Origin of the sequence: Rouxiella sp. S1S-2 (genome assembly GCF_009208105.1) — a bacterium.
Lineage (GTDB): Bacteria > Pseudomonadota > Gammaproteobacteria > Enterobacterales > Enterobacteriaceae > Rouxiella.
The window spans coordinates 216,709-232,943 of the sequence record NZ_WFKL01000001.1 but is presented as its reverse complement, the minus strand read 5'-3'; the positions used below and the strand labels follow the sequence as shown (position 1 = coordinate 232,943).

The following is a 16,235-nucleotide window of genomic DNA, read 5'->3' as shown; positions in this document are numbered from 1 at the left end:
GGCAATGGATAAAGGTAAACTGGTGGTTCTGGGCAGCATCAACGCTGACCACGTGCTAAATATCAGGCAATTTCCGCAGCCGGGCGAAACGGTGATAGGTTCACATTATAATGTCGCGTTTGGTGGCAAAGGCGCTAATCAGGCCGTGGCAGCGGGAAGAAGCGGTGCCGATATTTCATTTATTGCCTGTGTAGGCAGTGACGACATCGGTGAGCGCGTCCGCAAACAGCTGGCCAGTGATAATATTGATACTCGTCCGGTCGAGGCAATCGCCGACACGACTACGGGTGTGGCGCTTATTTTTGTCAACGCCGACGCGGAAAACGTCATAGGTATTGATGCAGGAGCCAACAAAGCTCTGACGCCGGAATATCTCGCGCGTTATCAGCAGCAAATTATTGACGCCTCGGCTTTATTAATGCAGCTGGAATCTCCGCTCGAGTCGGTCATTGCGGCTGCACGAATTGCGCACGACAACGGAACTCAGGTTATTTTGAACCCGGCCCCGGCCTGTAAGTTGCCGGACGAGCTGCTGTCGCTGGTGGACATGATTACCCCGAACGAAACCGAAGCCGAAAAACTGACCGGCGTGAAAGTTATCACCGCCGATGATGCCGCGTGCGCCGCGAAGGTATTGCACGCTAAAGGCATTGCTACCGTTATCATTACGCTGGGCAGTAAAGGCGTGTGGCTGAGCCAGCAGGGCGAAGGCAAGAGCGTGCCAGGATTTAGCGTTAAAGCGGTAGACACCATTGCCGCCGGTGACACCTTTAACGGTGCTCTGGTAACGGCGCTGCTGGAAGGGAAGCCGATGGATCAGTCTGTGCGTTTTGCCCATGCGGCGGCAGCGATTGCCGTTACGCGGGCCGGTGCGCAGTCTTCTGTTCCATGGCGACATGAAATTGATGATTTTTTAACGCATCAGGAGTCTTAGTTGCCGACAATGAAAGATGTCGCCCGCCTGGCGGGCGTCTCAACCTCGACAGTCTCACACGTGATTAATAATAATCGCTTTGTCAGTGAGGCTATCCGTGAAAAAATTAATGCGGCGATTGCCCAGCTTAACTATGCGCCTTCCGCACTGGCCCGCAGCCTTAAAATCAACCAGACCCGCACCATCGGCATGCTAATTACCTCAAGCAGCAACCCGTTTTACTCTGAAGTGGTGCAGGGCGTTGAGCGCAGCTGTTACGAGCGCGGCTATAGCCTGATCCTGTGTAATACCGACGGTGACGAGGAGCGAATGAATCGCAGCATTGAAACGCTGCTACAAAAGCGGGTCGATGGGCTGATCATGATGTTTACTGAAAATCACTGCCCGTCGTCGGAGACGCTGAGCCGCTATCCTTCTATTCCCGTGGTGATGATGGACTGGGCGCCCTTTGCCGGCGTGAACGACATTATTCAGGATAACGCGTTTATCGGCGGCAAGATGGCGACTGACTATCTGATTGCGCAAGGGTATAGGCACATAGCCTGCATTATTGGACCGACCGATAAAACCACCTCGACCCAACGTCAGGACGGCTATCGTCAGGCAATGAAAGAGGCGGGCCTGGCGATTGCGGACGGGTTTGAAGTGACCGGTGATTTCGAGTTTTCCGGCGGGTTGTCGGCAATGCAGCAGTTACTGGCCCTGCCGCAGCGGCCAGATGCCGTTTTTGCCGGAAACGACGCGATGGCCGTTGGCGTTTATCAGGCAATTTATCAGCACGGTCTGCGCATTCCGCAGGACATCGCCGTGATGGGATACGATGATATTCAGCTGGCACAGTTTTTAACGCCCCCTTTATCCACAATCCATCAACCTAAAGACGAGTTGGGCGAGCTGGCAATAGACACTCTATTACATCGGCTCAAGGACCCCGAGGCTGAGGCGCAGGTTCTGGTACTCACCCCCGAGCTGGTGGTACGCGGATCGGTTGGCGTAAAATCCTGACTTTTTGTTCTCCCTTCTTCTCTATATATATAGAAGGAGAAGAGAGGCGATAATCAGGCCGGGTCGCGCAGTAAAATAACGCAGGCGTCTAATGCGCCATTTGCATCGCCTGCCACAATGGCATCAACAATGCGCTGGTGGTGCTCGAGCTTAATCACCTCATTGCCAGTAATGGCGCGGAAGTAACTCTGATAGACCGAGCTGAACAAATTGGCAAAGGAAGTGAGGAACGGATTTTTCCCCGCTTCGTAGATTAGCTGATGAAATTGAGCATCCACGGTAATCCAGCGCTCCCGGTCGAAGTTTTCATGAAGGTCGCGCATTTCCGACATATATAAAGAGAGTTGCTGCTTTTGTTCCGCGCTTGCCTCAACGGCGGCCAGCGAACAGGCCTGAGGTTCGAGCGCCTTACGCAGTAAAACAAAGTGTGACATAACCTGGTCGAAGTTTTCACGCGTCATCCACCAAGTCAGCAGCTCACTGTCAAGAAAGTTCCAGTTGCTCTGCGGCATTACGCGCGTTCCAATACGAGGACGCGGCAGCAGCATGCCTTTGGCCGTTAATGTCTTAACCGCTTCACGAACGGCGGTGCGACTTACCCCGAACAACTCCCCGAGTTCAATCTCTCCTGGCAGGATACTTCCCTCGGCATATTCGCCAGACAACACGCGTTGCGCAATATTCTCTGCAAGAAGATAGGAAAGGTTTCGTTGAGCTGCCTGTTGTTGGGCGTTGAGTGACATGAATTACGTCCTATACGGTAGAAAGGTCTCAATATTCAAACTAGTTTACTCCAGTAAAAGCGGAGTAAATGATGAGTTTACGGATAAAAATGGCGCTTTATTATGCGTTTATGGCGCATTTGTAGAAAAAAGAGACGGTTGGTAATTTATTTCGAATAAAGGCTTGCGGCTCCACAAAAACTCCCTATAATGCCGCTCCAACGACAGGGAACAACGCAGCAGCAACGCGGTGTGAACGAGTCGGGAAGAATTAAAAATGATGTTGATTGATAAAATAATCGGTTGACATTAAATGAGGAAAGCGTAGTATACGCCACCTCGAGTTAGCAAGCGAAAGCGCGTAACTCACTGCTCTTTAACAATTTATCAGACAATCTGTGTGGGCACTCACAAGACGATATCAGCCACTTCGGTGGTAACAGAATATCAAGGCAGCAATGCCAAGTCTTAGAGTGACCAAGCAGTAATTCATTATGAATGATGTGAAGTAACTTTGAGCATCGCTGAACTTGTTTCAGCAAATCGAACTTTTAATTGAAGAGTTTGATCATGGCTCAGATTGAACGCTGGCGGCAGGCCTAACACATGCAAGTCGAGCGGTAGCACGGGAGAGCTTGCTCTCTGGGTGACGAGCGGCGGACGGGTGAGTAATGTCTGGGAAACTGCCTGATGGAGGGGGATAACTACTGGAAACGGTAGCTAATACCGCATGATGTCGCAAGACCAAAGTGGGGGACCTTCGGGCCTCACGCCATCGGATGTGCCCAGATGGGATTAGCTAGTAGGTGGGGTAATGGCTCACCTAGGCGACGATCCCTAGCTGGTCTGAGAGGATGACCAGCCACACTGGAACTGAGACACGGTCCAGACTCCTACGGGAGGCAGCAGTGGGGAATATTGCACAATGGGCGCAAGCCTGATGCAGCCATGCCGCGTGTGTGAAGAAGGCCTTAGGGTTGTAAAGCACTTTCAGCGAGGAGGAAGGCGTTGTTGTTAATAGCAACAGCGATTGACGTTACTCGCAGAAGAAGCACCGGCTAACTCCGTGCCAGCAGCCGCGGTAATACGGAGGGTGCAAGCGTTAATCGGAATTACTGGGCGTAAAGCGCACGCAGGCGGTTTGTTAAGTCAGATGTGAAATCCCCGAGCTTAACTTGGGAACTGCATTTGAAACTGGCAAGCTAGAGTCTTGTAGAGGGGGGTAGAATTCCAGGTGTAGCGGTGAAATGCGTAGAGATCTGGAGGAATACCGGTGGCGAAGGCGGCCCCCTGGACAAAGACTGACGCTCAGGTGCGAAAGCGTGGGGAGCAAACAGGATTAGATACCCTGGTAGTCCACGCTGTAAACGATGTCGACTTGGAGGTTGTGCCCTTGAGGCGTGGCTTCCGGAGCTAACGCGTTAAGTCGACCGCCTGGGGAGTACGGCCGCAAGGTTAAAACTCAAATGAATTGACGGGGGCCCGCACAAGCGGTGGAGCATGTGGTTTAATTCGATGCAACGCGAAGAACCTTACCTACTCTTGACATCCACGGAATTCGCTAGAGATAGCTTAGTGCCTTCGGGAACCGTGAGACAGGTGCTGCATGGCTGTCGTCAGCTCGTGTTGTGAAATGTTGGGTTAAGTCCCGCAACGAGCGCAACCCTTATCCTTTGTTGCCAGCACGTAATGGTGGGAACTCAAAGGAGACTGCCGGTGATAAACCGGAGGAAGGTGGGGATGACGTCAAGTCATCATGGCCCTTACGAGTAGGGCTACACACGTGCTACAATGGCATATACAAAGAGAAGCAAACTCGCGAGAGCAAGCGGACCTCATAAAGTATGTCGTAGTCCGGATTGGAGTCTGCAACTCGACTCCATGAAGTCGGAATCGCTAGTAATCGTAGATCAGAATGCTACGGTGAATACGTTCCCGGGCCTTGTACACACCGCCCGTCACACCATGGGAGTGGGTTGCAAAAGAAGTAGGTAGCTTAACCTTCGGGAGGGCGCTTACCACTTTGTGATTCATGACTGGGGTGAAGTCGTAACAAGGTAACCGTAGGGGAACCTGCGGTTGGATCACCTCCTTACCTAAAGATACGCATTGTGCAGTGTCCACACAGATTGTCTGATAGATGTAAATGAGCAAGAGCACCTGTTGATGCAGTGGGGGAGACCCTGCGCTGATACGAAAAAGTGCCGAGTCTGTGGATTCGGTGCTGCATTTTCGTGTCCCCATCGTCTAGAGGCCTAGGACACTGCCCTTTCACGGCTGTAACAGGGGTTCGAATCCCCTTGGGGACGCCATCCGATAACGCGTGAAAGTCGTTATCACTCTGACCGTGCAGGTCAGAAATTATCTTAAAGATGACTTTAACGAGTCGTGTTTAAGATATTGCTCTTTAACAATCTGGAACAAGCTGAAAAATTGAAACGATACAGCTGAACATAACTCTCCGTAGAAGTACTGAGTTATGCGCACCTGTATTAGAGTCTCTCAAATAATCGCAGCACGAACGGGCGTCGCAAGACACCTTCGGGTTGTGAGGTTAAGCGACTAAGCGTACACGGTGGATGCCTAGGCAGTCAGAGGCGATGAAGGGCGTGCTAATCTGCGAAAAGCGTCGGTAAGGTGATATGAACCGTTATACCCGACGATACCCGAATGGGGAAACCCAATGTGATACGTCACATTATCGCATGGTGAATACATAGCCATGCGAGGCGAACCGGGGGAACTGAAACATCTAAGTACCCCGAGGAAAAGAAATCAACCGAGATTCCCCCAGTAGCGGCGAGCGAACGGGGAACAGCCCAGAACCTGAATCAGTTTATGTGTTAGTGGAAGCGTCTGGAAGGTCGCACAGTATAGGGTGATAGTCCCGTACACAAAAATGCATAGGCTGTGAGTTCGATGAGTAGGGCGGGACACGTGACATCCTGTCTGAATATGGGGGGACCATCCTCCAAGGCTAAATACTCCTGACTGACCGATAGTGAACCAGTACCGTGAGGGAAAGGCGAAAAGAACCCCGGCGAGGGGAGTGAAATAGAACCTGAAACCGTGTACGTACAAGCAGTGGGAGCCTACTTTGTTGGGTGACTGCGTACCTTTTGTATAATGGGTCAGCGACTTATATTTTGTAGCAAGGTTAACCGTATAGGGGAGCCGTAGGGAAACCGAGTCTTAACTGGGCGTCAAGTTGCAAGGTATAGACCCGAAACCCGGTGATCTAGCCATGGGCAGGTTGAAGGTTGGGTAACACTAACTGGAGGACCGAACCGACTAATGTTGAAAAATTAGCGGATGACTTGTGGCTGGGGGTGAAAGGCCAATCAAACCGGGAGATAGCTGGTTCTCCCCGAAAGCTATTTAGGTAGCGCCTCGTGAACTCATCTTCGGGGGTAGAGCACTGTTTCGACTAGGGGTCCATCCCGGATTACCAACTCGATGCAAACTACGAATACCGAAGAATGTTATCACGGGAGACACACGGCGGGTGCTAACGTCCGTCGTGAAGAGGGAAACAACCCAGACCGCCAGCTAAGGTCCCAAAGTCATGGTTAAGTGGGAAACGATGTGGGAAGGCATAGACAGCCAGGATGTTGGCTTAGAAGCAGCCATCATTTAAAGAAAGCGTAATAGCTCACTGGTCGAGTCGGCCTGCGCGGAAGATGTAACGGGGCTAAACCATGCACCGAAGCTGCGGCAGCGACGCTTAGGCGTTGTTGGGTAGGGGAGCGTTCTGTAAGCCGTTGAAGGTGGTCTGTGAGGGCTGCTGGAGGTATCAGAAGTGCGAATGCTGACATAAGTAACGATAATGCGGGTGAAAAACCCGCACGCCGGAAGACCAAGGGTTCCTGTCCAACGTTAATCGGGGCAGGGTGAGTCGACCCCTAAGGCGAGGCCGAAAGGCGTAGTCGATGGGAAACAGGTTAATATTCCTGTACTTGGTGTTACTGCGAAGGGGGGACGGAGAGGGCTAGGCTAGCCGGGCGACGGTTGTCCCGGTTTAAGCGTGTAGGGGGTGTGACTTGGTAAATCCGGTTGCATATCAACCCTGAGGCGTGATGACGAGCCACTACGGTGGTGAAGTAGTTGATGCCGCACTTCCAGGAAAAGCCTCTAAGCATCAGGTAACATTAAATCGTACCCCAAACCGACACAGGTGGTCAGGTAGAGAATACTCAGGCGCTTGAGAGAACTCGGGTGAAGGAACTAGGCAAAATGGTGCCGTAACTTCGGGAGAAGGCACGCTGTCGCTAGGTGGAGGAACTTGCTTCCCGAGCTGAAGACAGTCGAAGATACCAGCTGGCTGCAACTGTTTAATAAAAACACAGCACTGTGCAAACACGAAAGTGGACGTATACGGTGTGACGCCTGCCCGGTGCCGGAAGGTTAATTGATGGGGTTATCCGCAAGGAGAAGCTCTTGATCGAAGCCCCGGTAAACGGCGGCCGTAACTATAACGGTCCTAAGGTAGCGAAATTCCTTGTCGGGTAAGTTCCGACCTGCACGAATGGCGTAATGATGGCCAGGCTGTCTCCACCCGAGACTCAGTGAAATTGAACTCGCTGTGAAGATGCAGTGTACCCGCGGCAAGACGGAAAGACCCCGTGAACCTTTACTATAGCTTGACACTGAACATTGAGCCTTGATGTGTAGGATAGGTGGGAGGCTTTGAAGCGTGGACGCCAGTCTGCGTGGAGCCAACCTTGAAATACCACCCTTTAATGTTTGATGTTCTAACTCGGCCCCGTGATCCGGGGTGAGGACAGTGTCTGGTGGGTAGTTTGACTGGGGCGGTCTCCTCCTAAAGAGTAACGGAGGAGCACGAAGGTTAGCTAATCACGGTCGGACATCGTGAGGTTAGTGCAATGGCATAAGCTAGCTTGACTGCGAGAGTGACGGCTCGAGCAGGTACGAAAGTAGGTCATAGTGATCCGGTGGTTCTGAATGGAAGGGCCATCGCTCAACGGATAAAAGGTACTCCGGGGATAACAGGCTGATACCGCCCAAGAGTTCATATCGACGGCGGTGTTTGGCACCTCGATGTCGGCTCATCACATCCTGGGGCTGAAGTAGGTCCCAAGGGTACGGCTGTTCGCCGTTTAAAGTGGTACGCGAGCTGGGTTTAGAACGTCGTGAGACAGTTCGGTCCCTATCTGCCGTGGGCGTTGGAAGATTGAGAGGGGCTGCTCCTAGTACGAGAGGACCGGAGTGGACGCATCACTGGTGTTCGGGTTGTCATGCCAATGGCATTGCCCGGTAGCTAAATGCGGAAAAGATAAGCGCTGAAAGCATCTAAGCGCGAAACTTGCCTCGAGATGAGTCTTCCCTGGGACTTCGAGTCCCCTGAAGGGACGTTTAAGACTAAGACGTTGATAGGCTGGGTGTGTAAGTGCAGCGATGCATTGAGCTAACCAGTACTAATGACCCGAGAGGCTTAACCTTACAACACCGAAGGTGTTTTAGAGAGACACAAAGACTTAAGTTTCAATGAAATCAGCTTGTTCAAAGATTGGTTCTGATGGCTTACCCTGAGTAATGGGGAAAGCGGTTAGAATAAAAAGAATTTGCCTGGCGGCAGTAGCGCGGTGGTCCCACCTGACCCCATGCCGAACTCAGAAGTGAAACGCCGTAGCGCCGATGGTAGTGTGGGGTCTCCCCATGCGAGAGTAGGGAACTGCCAGGCATCAAATAAAGCACAGAACCTCAGCGAAAGCTGGGGTTTTTTGCTATTTGGCGTGTGTAAAAGGGCGAAAAGCCGGGTCAACTGCCACGAAAAGCGGGCCCCTGTCTGACGACAGGGGCCTTTTTGCGTCTGGTTAACTAAAAAGTTGTTTAAAAGCAGATTTAACGAGAAAGGGATGACCGGTGACGCAGCCAGTTGATGATAAAATCGCCCACTTCGGCAATGTTGTTAAGATCTAACTGAGTGATTGTTGAATTTAAAGGCATATCTGTAGCGATCGCGACAACATAATCGTCCACAATATCGTCTATACCTCGACCACTCGCCTGACGAAACAGCGCGATTTTATCGATTTTTTCATGCTTGAACCCTTCAACCAGAATGATATCGAGACTGGACTCGTCAAAACGGCTTGCCAAATAGGGCAGACTGACCGTCTCGGCGTGCGGCGTTTCCGTCATTAATGCCCAACGGCTGCTGCTGGCAACCATAGTCTGACTGGCCCCGGCTTTTCTGAGCTCAAAACTGTCCTTTCCTGGCGTATCGACGTCGACAGAATGATGACTGTGTTTAATCAGGCCCACTCTTACCTGATGCTCACGCAGATAAGGGATCACCTGTTTTAGCAGCGTAGTTTTGCCGCTGCCGCTATGTGCCACTACGCCCAATAAAGGGATCATAATGATTGCCGCCAAAGTTGAACGTCTGCCGGGGTATTTAAATTGGCAAAATTGCCTGTGTTAGCAAAGAGAACTTCTTTAGCCCCACACTGCGAGAAAAACAGCATCACTTTTCTCTCCCCTTGTTCAAGGTATGATTTAAGGCTGGGGATCAGGCTTTTATTGAGTAAGCACAACGCAGGATGAGCACGATTGCCGTCGCTCACGTAGGCCGCTGGGCTTTGCCCTTTGCCTTTCCATAATTGCTCAACCAAGTCGTCAGGAAAGTCTGGCACATCGCAGGGAACGCAGACCACCCACTCGGTTTCACTGGCCAATAACGCCGCAAGCATGCCCGATAGCGGACCGGCAAAGTCGGGAATAAGGTCACCGATCACCGGATATCGCACAGCATATTTTTCCTGATTTTGGTTACTGCTAACCATGAGGCGAACGACCTGGGGTTCCAGCCTGTTAGCGATATGCGCATAAAGCGGCAGCCCATCGACCATGACCAGCCCTTTATCTTCCCCCATTCTGGAAGAGCGCCCACCGGCCAGAATGACACCCGTAATCATGTTGCTCGTCATGTTGGTACTCCACGTTTTTACTGTTGCCTATTCTAAAACCTCGAGGCTAACTTTAAACCGTAAATGCAAAATCTTGTTCTGGATCAGCTTAATCTTTTTCCCTCTAAGACATGCTATTAAACATTAAAGAACCTGGACGTAACGCGAGATGTTAGTCTTTAAAGAGGCAAATTATGAATGACCATCGCATTAACGAACTGATTGAACTGCTGCATCCAGCCTGGAAAAAAGATCCGCACTTAACCCTGCTGCAATTTCTTGCCAGGCTGGCAGCAGAATCTGGTTTTAAGGATAAACTCGATGAATTAAGTGATGACGCTTTGATTTATCACCTTAAAATGAGGGAAAGTGCCAGCACTGACGAGATCCCAGGCTTGAAAAAAGACTATGAAGATGACTTTAAAACGGCAATTCTACGTGCGCGAGGCGTCATTAAGGATTGATGTAAACTTATGTGAACTTCATGCGTCAGGCTAAAAATTGATGGTACTATTTCAGACTATCGTCTTGCTCTCTGGCCAATCTGAATGAAGTTATGAATAATTCTGCTTTTAATTTTCAGGCACTGTCTCCAGACCTTATCCTCGATGCGCTGGAAAGTGTTGGCTTGATTGCTGAGTCAGGGTTAACTGCGCTCAATAGCTACGAGAATCGGGTATATCAATTTCTCGACGAAAACCGCAAACGCTACGTGGTGAAGTTCTATCGCCCAGAACGGTGGAGCGCCGCGCAGATAGAAGAGGAACATCGCTTCTCGCACGATCTGGACGCCGTAGAAATCCCCGCTGTTGCCCCCGTTTCCATTGACGGGAAAACGCTGCATCACCATCAGGGATATATGTTTACCCTGTTCCCAAGCATTGGTGGAAGGCAGTATGAAATAGATAATCTCGACCAGATGGAATGGGTCGGGCGTTTTCTTGGCAGGATCCATCAGGTGGGCAGCGAAAATCTTTTTACTCATCGTCCCACCCTGGACCTGACCGAGTATCTCACTGAGCCAAGAGAAGTTCTTGCTGGCAGTGTATTAATTCCCGCCAAACAACGAAGCGCATTTCTTTCGATATTGGATGAGCTAATTGCCACTATTAAAGAATATTGGCACCACGACTGGCAGCCTCGCCGTTTACACGGAGACTGTCATCCGGGGAATATTCTTTGGCGCGATGGTCCGATATTTGTCGATTTAGATGACGCACGCAATGGTCCGGCAGTACAGGATTTATGGATGTTATTGCACGGTGAACGTTCTGAGCAGCTCATTCAATTAGATATTTTGCTTGAAGCCTACGGGGAGTTTGCCGATTTCGACAGCCGTGAATTGGCGCTTATCGAGCCATTGCGCGCCATGCGAATGGTCTATTATCTGGCATGGGTGACTCGCCGTTGGCAGGATCCCGCCTTCCCAAACAGTTTTCCGTGGATGAAAGACGAAGACTTTTGGCGAGGCCAGGCCGCCGCATTTAAAGAGCAAATTAATAAATTACGGGCACCTCCTTTACAGCTGATGCCAATGTATTGAGAAATGAAATAAGCGCTATATATTTATTTAAACGGAGATGGACGAGTTATGAAGAACCTTTTTTCTGCCAGAAAGATCATGTTAGCCCTCGTAGGAATGGTATTGGCGTTTAGTGCTTCTGCGGCGCAATTTTCTGACGGCGCTCAGTACAATAAGCTAGATAAGCCTTTAGCTAACGAACCACAGGTTGTAGAGTTTTTCTCATTCTATTGCCCACACTGCTATGAATTCGAGCAAGTTTGGCACGTGTCTGACACGGTGCGTAAAAACCTGCCGCAGGGTGTGAAATACGTCAAGTATCACGTTGAATTCCTGGGTCCATTGGGCAAACAGCTGACTCAAGCCTGGGCCGTTGCGATGGCGTTGGGCGTAGAAGATAAAGTAAGCCCTCTGATGTTTGATGCCGTGCAGAAATCACAGACTGTTAAAAATGAAGCCGATATTCGCGACGTCTTTATTAAGGCCGGCGTGAGCGGTAAAGATTACGATGCCGCATTGAACAGCTTCGTGGTTAAATCTCTGGTTGTGCAGGAAGAGAAAGCCGCTGCCGACTTTGGTCTTCAGGGTGTGCCATCCGTTTATGTAAATGGCAAATATCAGGTTAAAAATGACGGACTTGATACCAGCTCAATGGATGCTTACGTTAAGCAATTCTCTGACGTGGTCAATTTCCTGACAACGCAGAAATAAGTTCTGAATTCGTTTCACACTAATAAACGCCAGCCTCGAGCTGGCGTTTATTTTTTATTTATGAGCTGGCTCGGCAAATAACGCTGTGAACTTGCCTGCTTTCTAAATGCCCACTTTGGGCGCTAACTTTTATTCTTTACCCTCATTTTTGCGCCATTATATTTCACAGTCTCATGCCAATATTCCTAATTAAATATTGAACCCCGTAGTTATATCCACAATGATGATTAAATTAAAATGACAGCATCGTTGCAGGATGCTTGCTTATAACTTGATGATTAACCGCCGTATATCGATTTGTTCTGTGATATGCAACTCAAATCTATGATCCTGTCGCAAATTTACTCACAAAGTTATCCACAGGTTGATCCTGCGAGAATCCTCGCAAGATCAACATCAAATTTTCTTTGAAGGTTCGCCTTTAACCTCAGCTATGGCATGCTTACAGGTATGACATGCGACGAATAAAGAAGAGTTATGGCCCAGATTGCTGAAAATCCCCTGATCCTGGTAGACGGTTCGTCCTACCTCTACCGCGCTTATCACGCATTCCCCCCTTTAACCAACGGAGCGGGAGAGCCCACCGGCGCGATGTACGGCGTGCTGAACATGCTGCGCAGCCTTTTGTTGCAGTATCAACCAAGCCACGTTGCCGTGGTGTTTGACGCCAAAGGTAAAACCTTCCGCGACGAACTGTTTGCCGAATATAAATCACATCGTCCGCCGATGCCTGACGATCTGCGCGCACAGATAGAGCCTCTGCATCAGATGGTGAAATCGATGGGATTACCGCTGTTGGTGGTCCCCGGCGTTGAGGCTGACGACGTCATCGGTACTCTGGCGCTTGAGGCCGAGAAGGCGGGGCATGCGGTATTAATTAGCACCGGCGATAAAGACATGGCTCAGTTGGTGACCTCGGGGGTCACGCTTATCAACACCATGAACAACTCGATTCTGGGTCCGGAAGAAGTGATCGGCAAATACGGCGTGCCGCCGGAGCTTATCATCGACTATTTGGCCCTGATGGGGGACTCTTCGGACAACATTCCGGGCGTACCTGGCGTGGGTGAGAAAACCGCACAGGCGCTGTTGCAGGGTATTGGCGGACTGGATGCTCTCTACGCCGATCTGGACAACATTGCGACCCTGAGCTTCCGTGGTGCAAAAACCATGGCCGCCAAGCTTGCCGACAACAAAGACGTTGCCTATCTGTCTTATCAGCTGGCGACCATCAAAACCGACGTTGAGCTGGAAATCACCTGCGGCGACCTTACGGTCAGTGAACCGGACGACGTGGTACTGAAAGAGATGTTTGAACGCTATGAGTTCAAACGCTGGCTGGCCGACGTCGATCAGGGCGGCTGGTTAAACGGTAAGAAAGGGGCCGTGGCGGGCAGCAAGAAGATTGCTGCATCCGAAGCCGATAACAGTGCTCAAACGCCTGTAGAGCGCGCTCAGCTCTCACAGGAGGGCTATGTCACCATCCTTGACCAGGCAGCGCTTGACGAGTGGCTGGTGTTGCTTAAAAAATCGGAGGTTTTTGCCTTCGATACCGAGACCGACGGCCTTGATACGCTGACCGCTAATCTGATTGGCCTCTCGTTCGCCATTGAACCGGGTAAAGCGGCTTATTTGCCCGTAGCGCACGATTATCTCGACTCCCCACCTCAGCTCGACCGCAGCGACGTGCTTAAACAGCTTAAGCCGCTGCTTGAGGATCCCAAGCAGGCGAAAGTGGGCCAGAATCTTAAGTTCGACCGTGGCGTGCTACTGAAATACGACATCGAACTTAAGGGCATCGATTTCGATACCATGATTGAATCCTACGTGCTCGATAGCGTTTCCGGTCGTCACGACATGGACAGCATGGCCGACCGCGTTCTTGGCCATAAGACCGTTACCTTTGAAGAGATCGCCGGTAAAGGTAAAAACCAGCTTACCTTTAACCAGATTGCGCTCGAGCAGGCCGCGCCTTATGCCGCAGAAGACGCCGACGTCACCCTGCAGCTGCATCGGGCCATGTGGCCTAAAATTGCTCAAGAGCCGGGCCTGAAAAAAGTCTTTACCGATATCGATATGCCGCTGGTTGCCGTGCTTTCTCACATTGAGCGCACAGGCGTGTTGATTGACCAGAATATTTTGGCGGCTCACTCCAAAGAGCTGGCCATTCGCCTCAATGAGCTTGAGGTCAAGGCGCATGAACTGGCTGAGGAGCCGTTCAATCTCTCCTCCACCAAGCAGCTGCAGGCGATTTTGTATGAAAAACAAAAACTGCCTATTCTGAAGAAAACGCCCGGCGGCGCACCTTCAACCAATGAAGAAGTGCTGGCCGAGCTGGCACTGGACTACCCACTGCCAAAAGTTATCCTGGAATATCGCGGATTGGCGAAGCTTAAATCGACCTACACCGATAAGCTACCTCTGATGATCAGCCCAGAATCGGGAAGAGTCCACACCTCTTATCATCAGGCCGTGACCGCCACGGGGCGTTTGTCCTCCAGTGATCCAAACCTGCAAAATATTCCGGTGCGCAACGACGAAGGCCGTAGAATTCGTCAGGCGTTTATTGCCCCGCAGGATTACTGCATTGTGGCGGCTGACTATTCGCAAATCGAACTGCGCATCATGGCACACCTGTCTAAAGATCAGGGGTTGCTGACGGCCTTCTCTGAGGGCAAGGACATTCACCGTGCGACCGCAGCTGAAGTCTTCGGCACCCAGCTTGATAAAGTGTCCGGCGAACAGCGCCGCAGCGCTAAAGCGATCAATTTTGGTCTGATTTACGGCATGAGTGCGTTCGGACTGTCACGGCAGTTGAATATTCCACGTAAAGAGTCCCAGCGTTATATGGATCTTTACTTCGAGCGTTACCCCGGCGTGCTTGAGTACATGGAACGCACTCGTCAGCAGGCTTCTGAGCAGGGCTACGTAGAGACGCTGGACGGACGTCGTCTCTATCTGCCGGATATCAAGTCCAGCAATGCCATGCGGCGTAAGGGAGCCGAGCGAGCAGCAATCAATGCGCCAATGCAGGGCACTGCCGCCGACATCATCAAACGGGCGATGATCAACGTTGCCGCCTGGTTAGAGCAGCCGGATGCACCGCGTGCGCGGATTATCATGCAGGTGCACGATGAATTAGTCTTTGAGGTGCATAAAGACGATGTCGAAAAAGCCAAAGAGACCATTCGGCAGTTGATGGAAACCAGTATGGAGCTTGCCGTTCCGCTGCAGGTTGACGTCGGCGTTGGCGAGAATTGGGACCAGGCTCACTAAGTGACGATAAAACAAGCTGATTTTGTAATTAAACAACATCAGTAAAGGGGATTTGTATGAGGCTGATCGCATATCCCCCAAGATTTGTGTAAGTAAACTACAAAAAACGCTTTTTCATCTCAAAAAAATGAGGTAAAGTCTGAGTCGTAGGGTACAGAGGTAAGATGTTCTATCTTTCAGACCTTTTACTTCACGTAATCGGATTTGGCTGAATATTTTAGCCGCCCCAGGCATTTATGTCTGGGGCGTTTTTTATTGGGCTTTTGGCCGCTTTTTAGGTAAATGTCGCCGGGTTTCAGCCATAAAAAAGGGCAGCTCTAGAGCTACCCTGATGTGTGCTGTGCCTGTCGTGTGTCGATTACTCGCCTGACAGCGCGTCTTCCAAGACTTCAGGAGGGATTTCGCTAAACCAGGTGTTGAGTTTTGCGCTCAGCTTGTCGACGCCGATTTTTTTCAGGGAAGAAAACGCTTCTACCTGAATATCGCCCATGAACGATTCCACTTCATTACGCACCAGCGTGGTCTGCGCTTTACGTGCGCCCGAAGCCAGTTTGTCCGCTTTGGTCAGCAGTACCAGCACCGGCGTGCCAACGTCAACCGCCCACTGAATCATTTGCTGGTCGAGGTCTTTCAGCGGATGGCGGATATCCATCAACACCACCAAACCTTTCAAGCAGTTGCGCATTTGCAGGTATTCACCCAGCGCGCGTTGCCATTTGCGCTTCATCTCTTCAGGAACCTGCGCATAGCCATAACCCGGTAAGTCGACCAGACGAATGCCGTTTTCAACTTCAAACAGGTTGATTAACTGAGTACGGCCAGGTGTTTTACTGGTTCGAGCGAGGCTTTTTTGCCCGGTCAGCGTATTCAGCGCACTGGACTTTCCGGCGTTTGAACGACCAGCAAATGCGACTTCAATGCCCTCATCACTCGGTAGATGCCGGATATCAGGGGCACTGATGACGAAATGGGTCATGTGATAGTTGTAAGTTTGGCTGGTCAAAACGTGTGTCTCCGTGGGGCTTCAGTAACTGGCTGGCGATTATAGCTGTAAGAGAGGCGAGATGTGGTTCTGTTTTACATAACGCATTCATTGCGGCCGTATAGTGAGCCTTTCGCGCGTTAGGGTAAAGATT

At 50.8% G+C, this 16,235-nt stretch carries 10 protein-coding genes, 1 tRNA gene and 3 rRNA genes; 10 read left to right on the top strand and 4 right to left on the bottom strand.

The genetic code is table 11. The features are described 5' to 3' along the window. The first annotated feature begins 4 nt into the window (after positions 1 to 4). Complete coding sequence (gene rbsK / locus GA565_RS01090; RefSeq protein WP_152197033.1) at positions 5 to 934, top strand: ribokinase; 930 nt, start codon at positions 5 to 7, stop codon at positions 932 to 934. Next, positions 935 to 1,939 (top strand): ribose operon transcriptional repressor RbsR, encoded by a 1,005-nt coding sequence (gene rbsR, locus GA565_RS01085; protein ID WP_152197032.1) that lies wholly within the window; start codon positions 935 to 937, stop codon positions 1,937 to 1,939. It begins immediately after the preceding gene. Positions 1,940 to 1,992: 53 nt separating this feature from the next. On the opposite strand, the gene GA565_RS01080 is transcribed toward rbsR, so the two are convergent. After that, entirely contained in the window at positions 1,993 to 2,682 is a 690-nt protein-coding gene (locus tag GA565_RS01080; RefSeq protein ID WP_152197031.1) for a FadR/GntR family transcriptional regulator, read from the bottom strand. Positions 2,683 to 3,213: 531 nt separating this feature from the next. Between GA565_RS01080 and GA565_RS01075 the strand changes: the two genes are divergently transcribed. The 4 genes from GA565_RS01075 to rrf all read left to right on the top strand — a co-directional run bounded on the left by GA565_RS01075 (position 3,214) and on the right by rrf (position 8,362). Continuing rightward, positions 3,214 to 4,756, top strand: a 16S ribosomal RNA gene (locus GA565_RS01075). A 141-nt stretch (positions 4,757 to 4,897) separates the two neighbouring features. Continuing rightward, a tRNA-Glu gene (locus GA565_RS01070) sits at positions 4,898 to 4,973 on the top strand. A 240-nt stretch (positions 4,974 to 5,213) separates the two neighbouring features. Beyond that, positions 5,214 to 8,121: ribosomal RNA gene (locus GA565_RS01065) — 23S ribosomal RNA — on the top strand. 125 nt (positions 8,122 to 8,246) lie between these two features. Next, positions 8,247 to 8,362: ribosomal RNA gene (gene rrf / locus GA565_RS01060) — 5S ribosomal RNA — on the top strand. Together the 16S, 23S and 5S rRNA genes with 1 tRNA gene alongside form the textbook arrangement of a ribosomal RNA operon. 161 nt (positions 8,363 to 8,523) lie before the next feature. Here rrf and mobB read toward each other — a convergent pair. Beyond that, on the bottom strand, positions 8,524 to 9,042 hold the full coding sequence (gene mobB, locus GA565_RS01055; protein WP_152197030.1) for a molybdopterin-guanine dinucleotide biosynthesis protein MobB: 519 nt from the start codon (positions 9,040 to 9,042) through the stop codon (positions 8,524 to 8,526). Further along, positions 9,039 to 9,611: a molybdenum cofactor guanylyltransferase MobA gene (mobA, locus tag GA565_RS01050; RefSeq protein WP_152197029.1), complete on the bottom strand. Its 573-nt coding sequence runs from the start codon at positions 9,609 to 9,611 to the stop codon at positions 9,039 to 9,041. The genes mobB and mobA overlap by 4 nt, the downstream gene beginning before the upstream one ends. A gap of 173 nt (positions 9,612 to 9,784) precedes the next feature. Between mobA and GA565_RS01045 the strand changes: the two genes are divergently transcribed. The 4 genes from GA565_RS01045 to polA all read left to right on the top strand — a co-directional run bounded on the left by GA565_RS01045 (position 9,785) and on the right by polA (position 15,099). Beyond that, positions 9,785 to 10,054 carry a YihD family protein gene (locus tag GA565_RS01045; RefSeq protein WP_152197028.1) on the top strand — a complete coding sequence of 90 codons (270 nt, stop codon included), beginning with the start codon at positions 9,785 to 9,787 and terminating at the stop codon, positions 10,052 to 10,054. 92 nt (positions 10,055 to 10,146) lie between these two features. Then, on the top strand, positions 10,147 to 11,133 hold the full coding sequence (locus GA565_RS01040; RefSeq protein WP_152197027.1) for a serine/threonine protein kinase: 987 nt from the start codon (positions 10,147 to 10,149) through the stop codon (positions 11,131 to 11,133). Positions 11,134 to 11,181: 48 nt separating this feature from the next. After that, positions 11,182 to 11,823 carry a thiol:disulfide interchange protein DsbA gene (dsbA, locus tag GA565_RS01035; protein WP_152197026.1) on the top strand — a complete coding sequence of 214 codons (642 nt, stop codon included), beginning with the start codon at positions 11,182 to 11,184 and terminating at the stop codon, positions 11,821 to 11,823. Between the two features lie 477 nt (positions 11,824 to 12,300). Beyond that, entirely contained in the window at positions 12,301 to 15,099 is a 2,799-nt protein-coding gene (gene polA / locus GA565_RS01030; RefSeq protein ID WP_152197025.1) for a DNA polymerase I, read from the top strand. Positions 15,100 to 15,457: 358 nt separating this feature from the next. On the opposite strand, the gene yihA is transcribed toward polA, so the two are convergent. Further along, positions 15,458 to 16,102 (bottom strand): ribosome biogenesis GTP-binding protein YihA/YsxC, encoded by a 645-nt coding sequence (gene yihA, locus GA565_RS01025; protein WP_152197024.1) that lies wholly within the window; start codon positions 16,100 to 16,102, stop codon positions 15,458 to 15,460. Positions 16,103 to 16,235 lie beyond the last annotated feature (133 nt).

What these genes read in the sequence shown, in the direction of transcription:
- rbsK (WP_152197033.1), top strand. Translation starts at nt 5, where the DNA reads ATGGATAAAGGTAAACTGGTGGTTCTGGGCAGCATCAACGCTGACCAC.
- GA565_RS01080 (WP_152197031.1), bottom strand. Translation starts at nt 2,682, where the DNA reads ATGTCACTCAACGCCCAACAACAGGCAGCTCAACGAAACCTTTCCTAT.
- mobB (WP_152197030.1), bottom strand. Translation starts at nt 9,042, where the DNA reads ATGATCCCTTTATTGGGCGTAGTGGCACATAGCGGCAGCGGCAAAACT.
- mobA (WP_152197029.1), bottom strand. Translation starts at nt 9,611, where the DNA reads ATGACGAGCAACATGATTACGGGTGTCATTCTGGCCGGTGGGCGCTCT.
- GA565_RS01045 (WP_152197028.1), top strand. Translation starts at nt 9,785, where the DNA reads ATGAATGACCATCGCATTAACGAACTGATTGAACTGCTGCATCCAGCC.
- GA565_RS01040 (WP_152197027.1), top strand. Translation starts at nt 10,147, where the DNA reads ATGAATAATTCTGCTTTTAATTTTCAGGCACTGTCTCCAGACCTTATC.
- dsbA (WP_152197026.1), top strand. Translation starts at nt 11,182, where the DNA reads ATGAAGAACCTTTTTTCTGCCAGAAAGATCATGTTAGCCCTCGTAGGA.
- polA (WP_152197025.1), top strand. Translation starts at nt 12,301, where the DNA reads ATGGCCCAGATTGCTGAAAATCCCCTGATCCTGGTAGACGGTTCGTCC.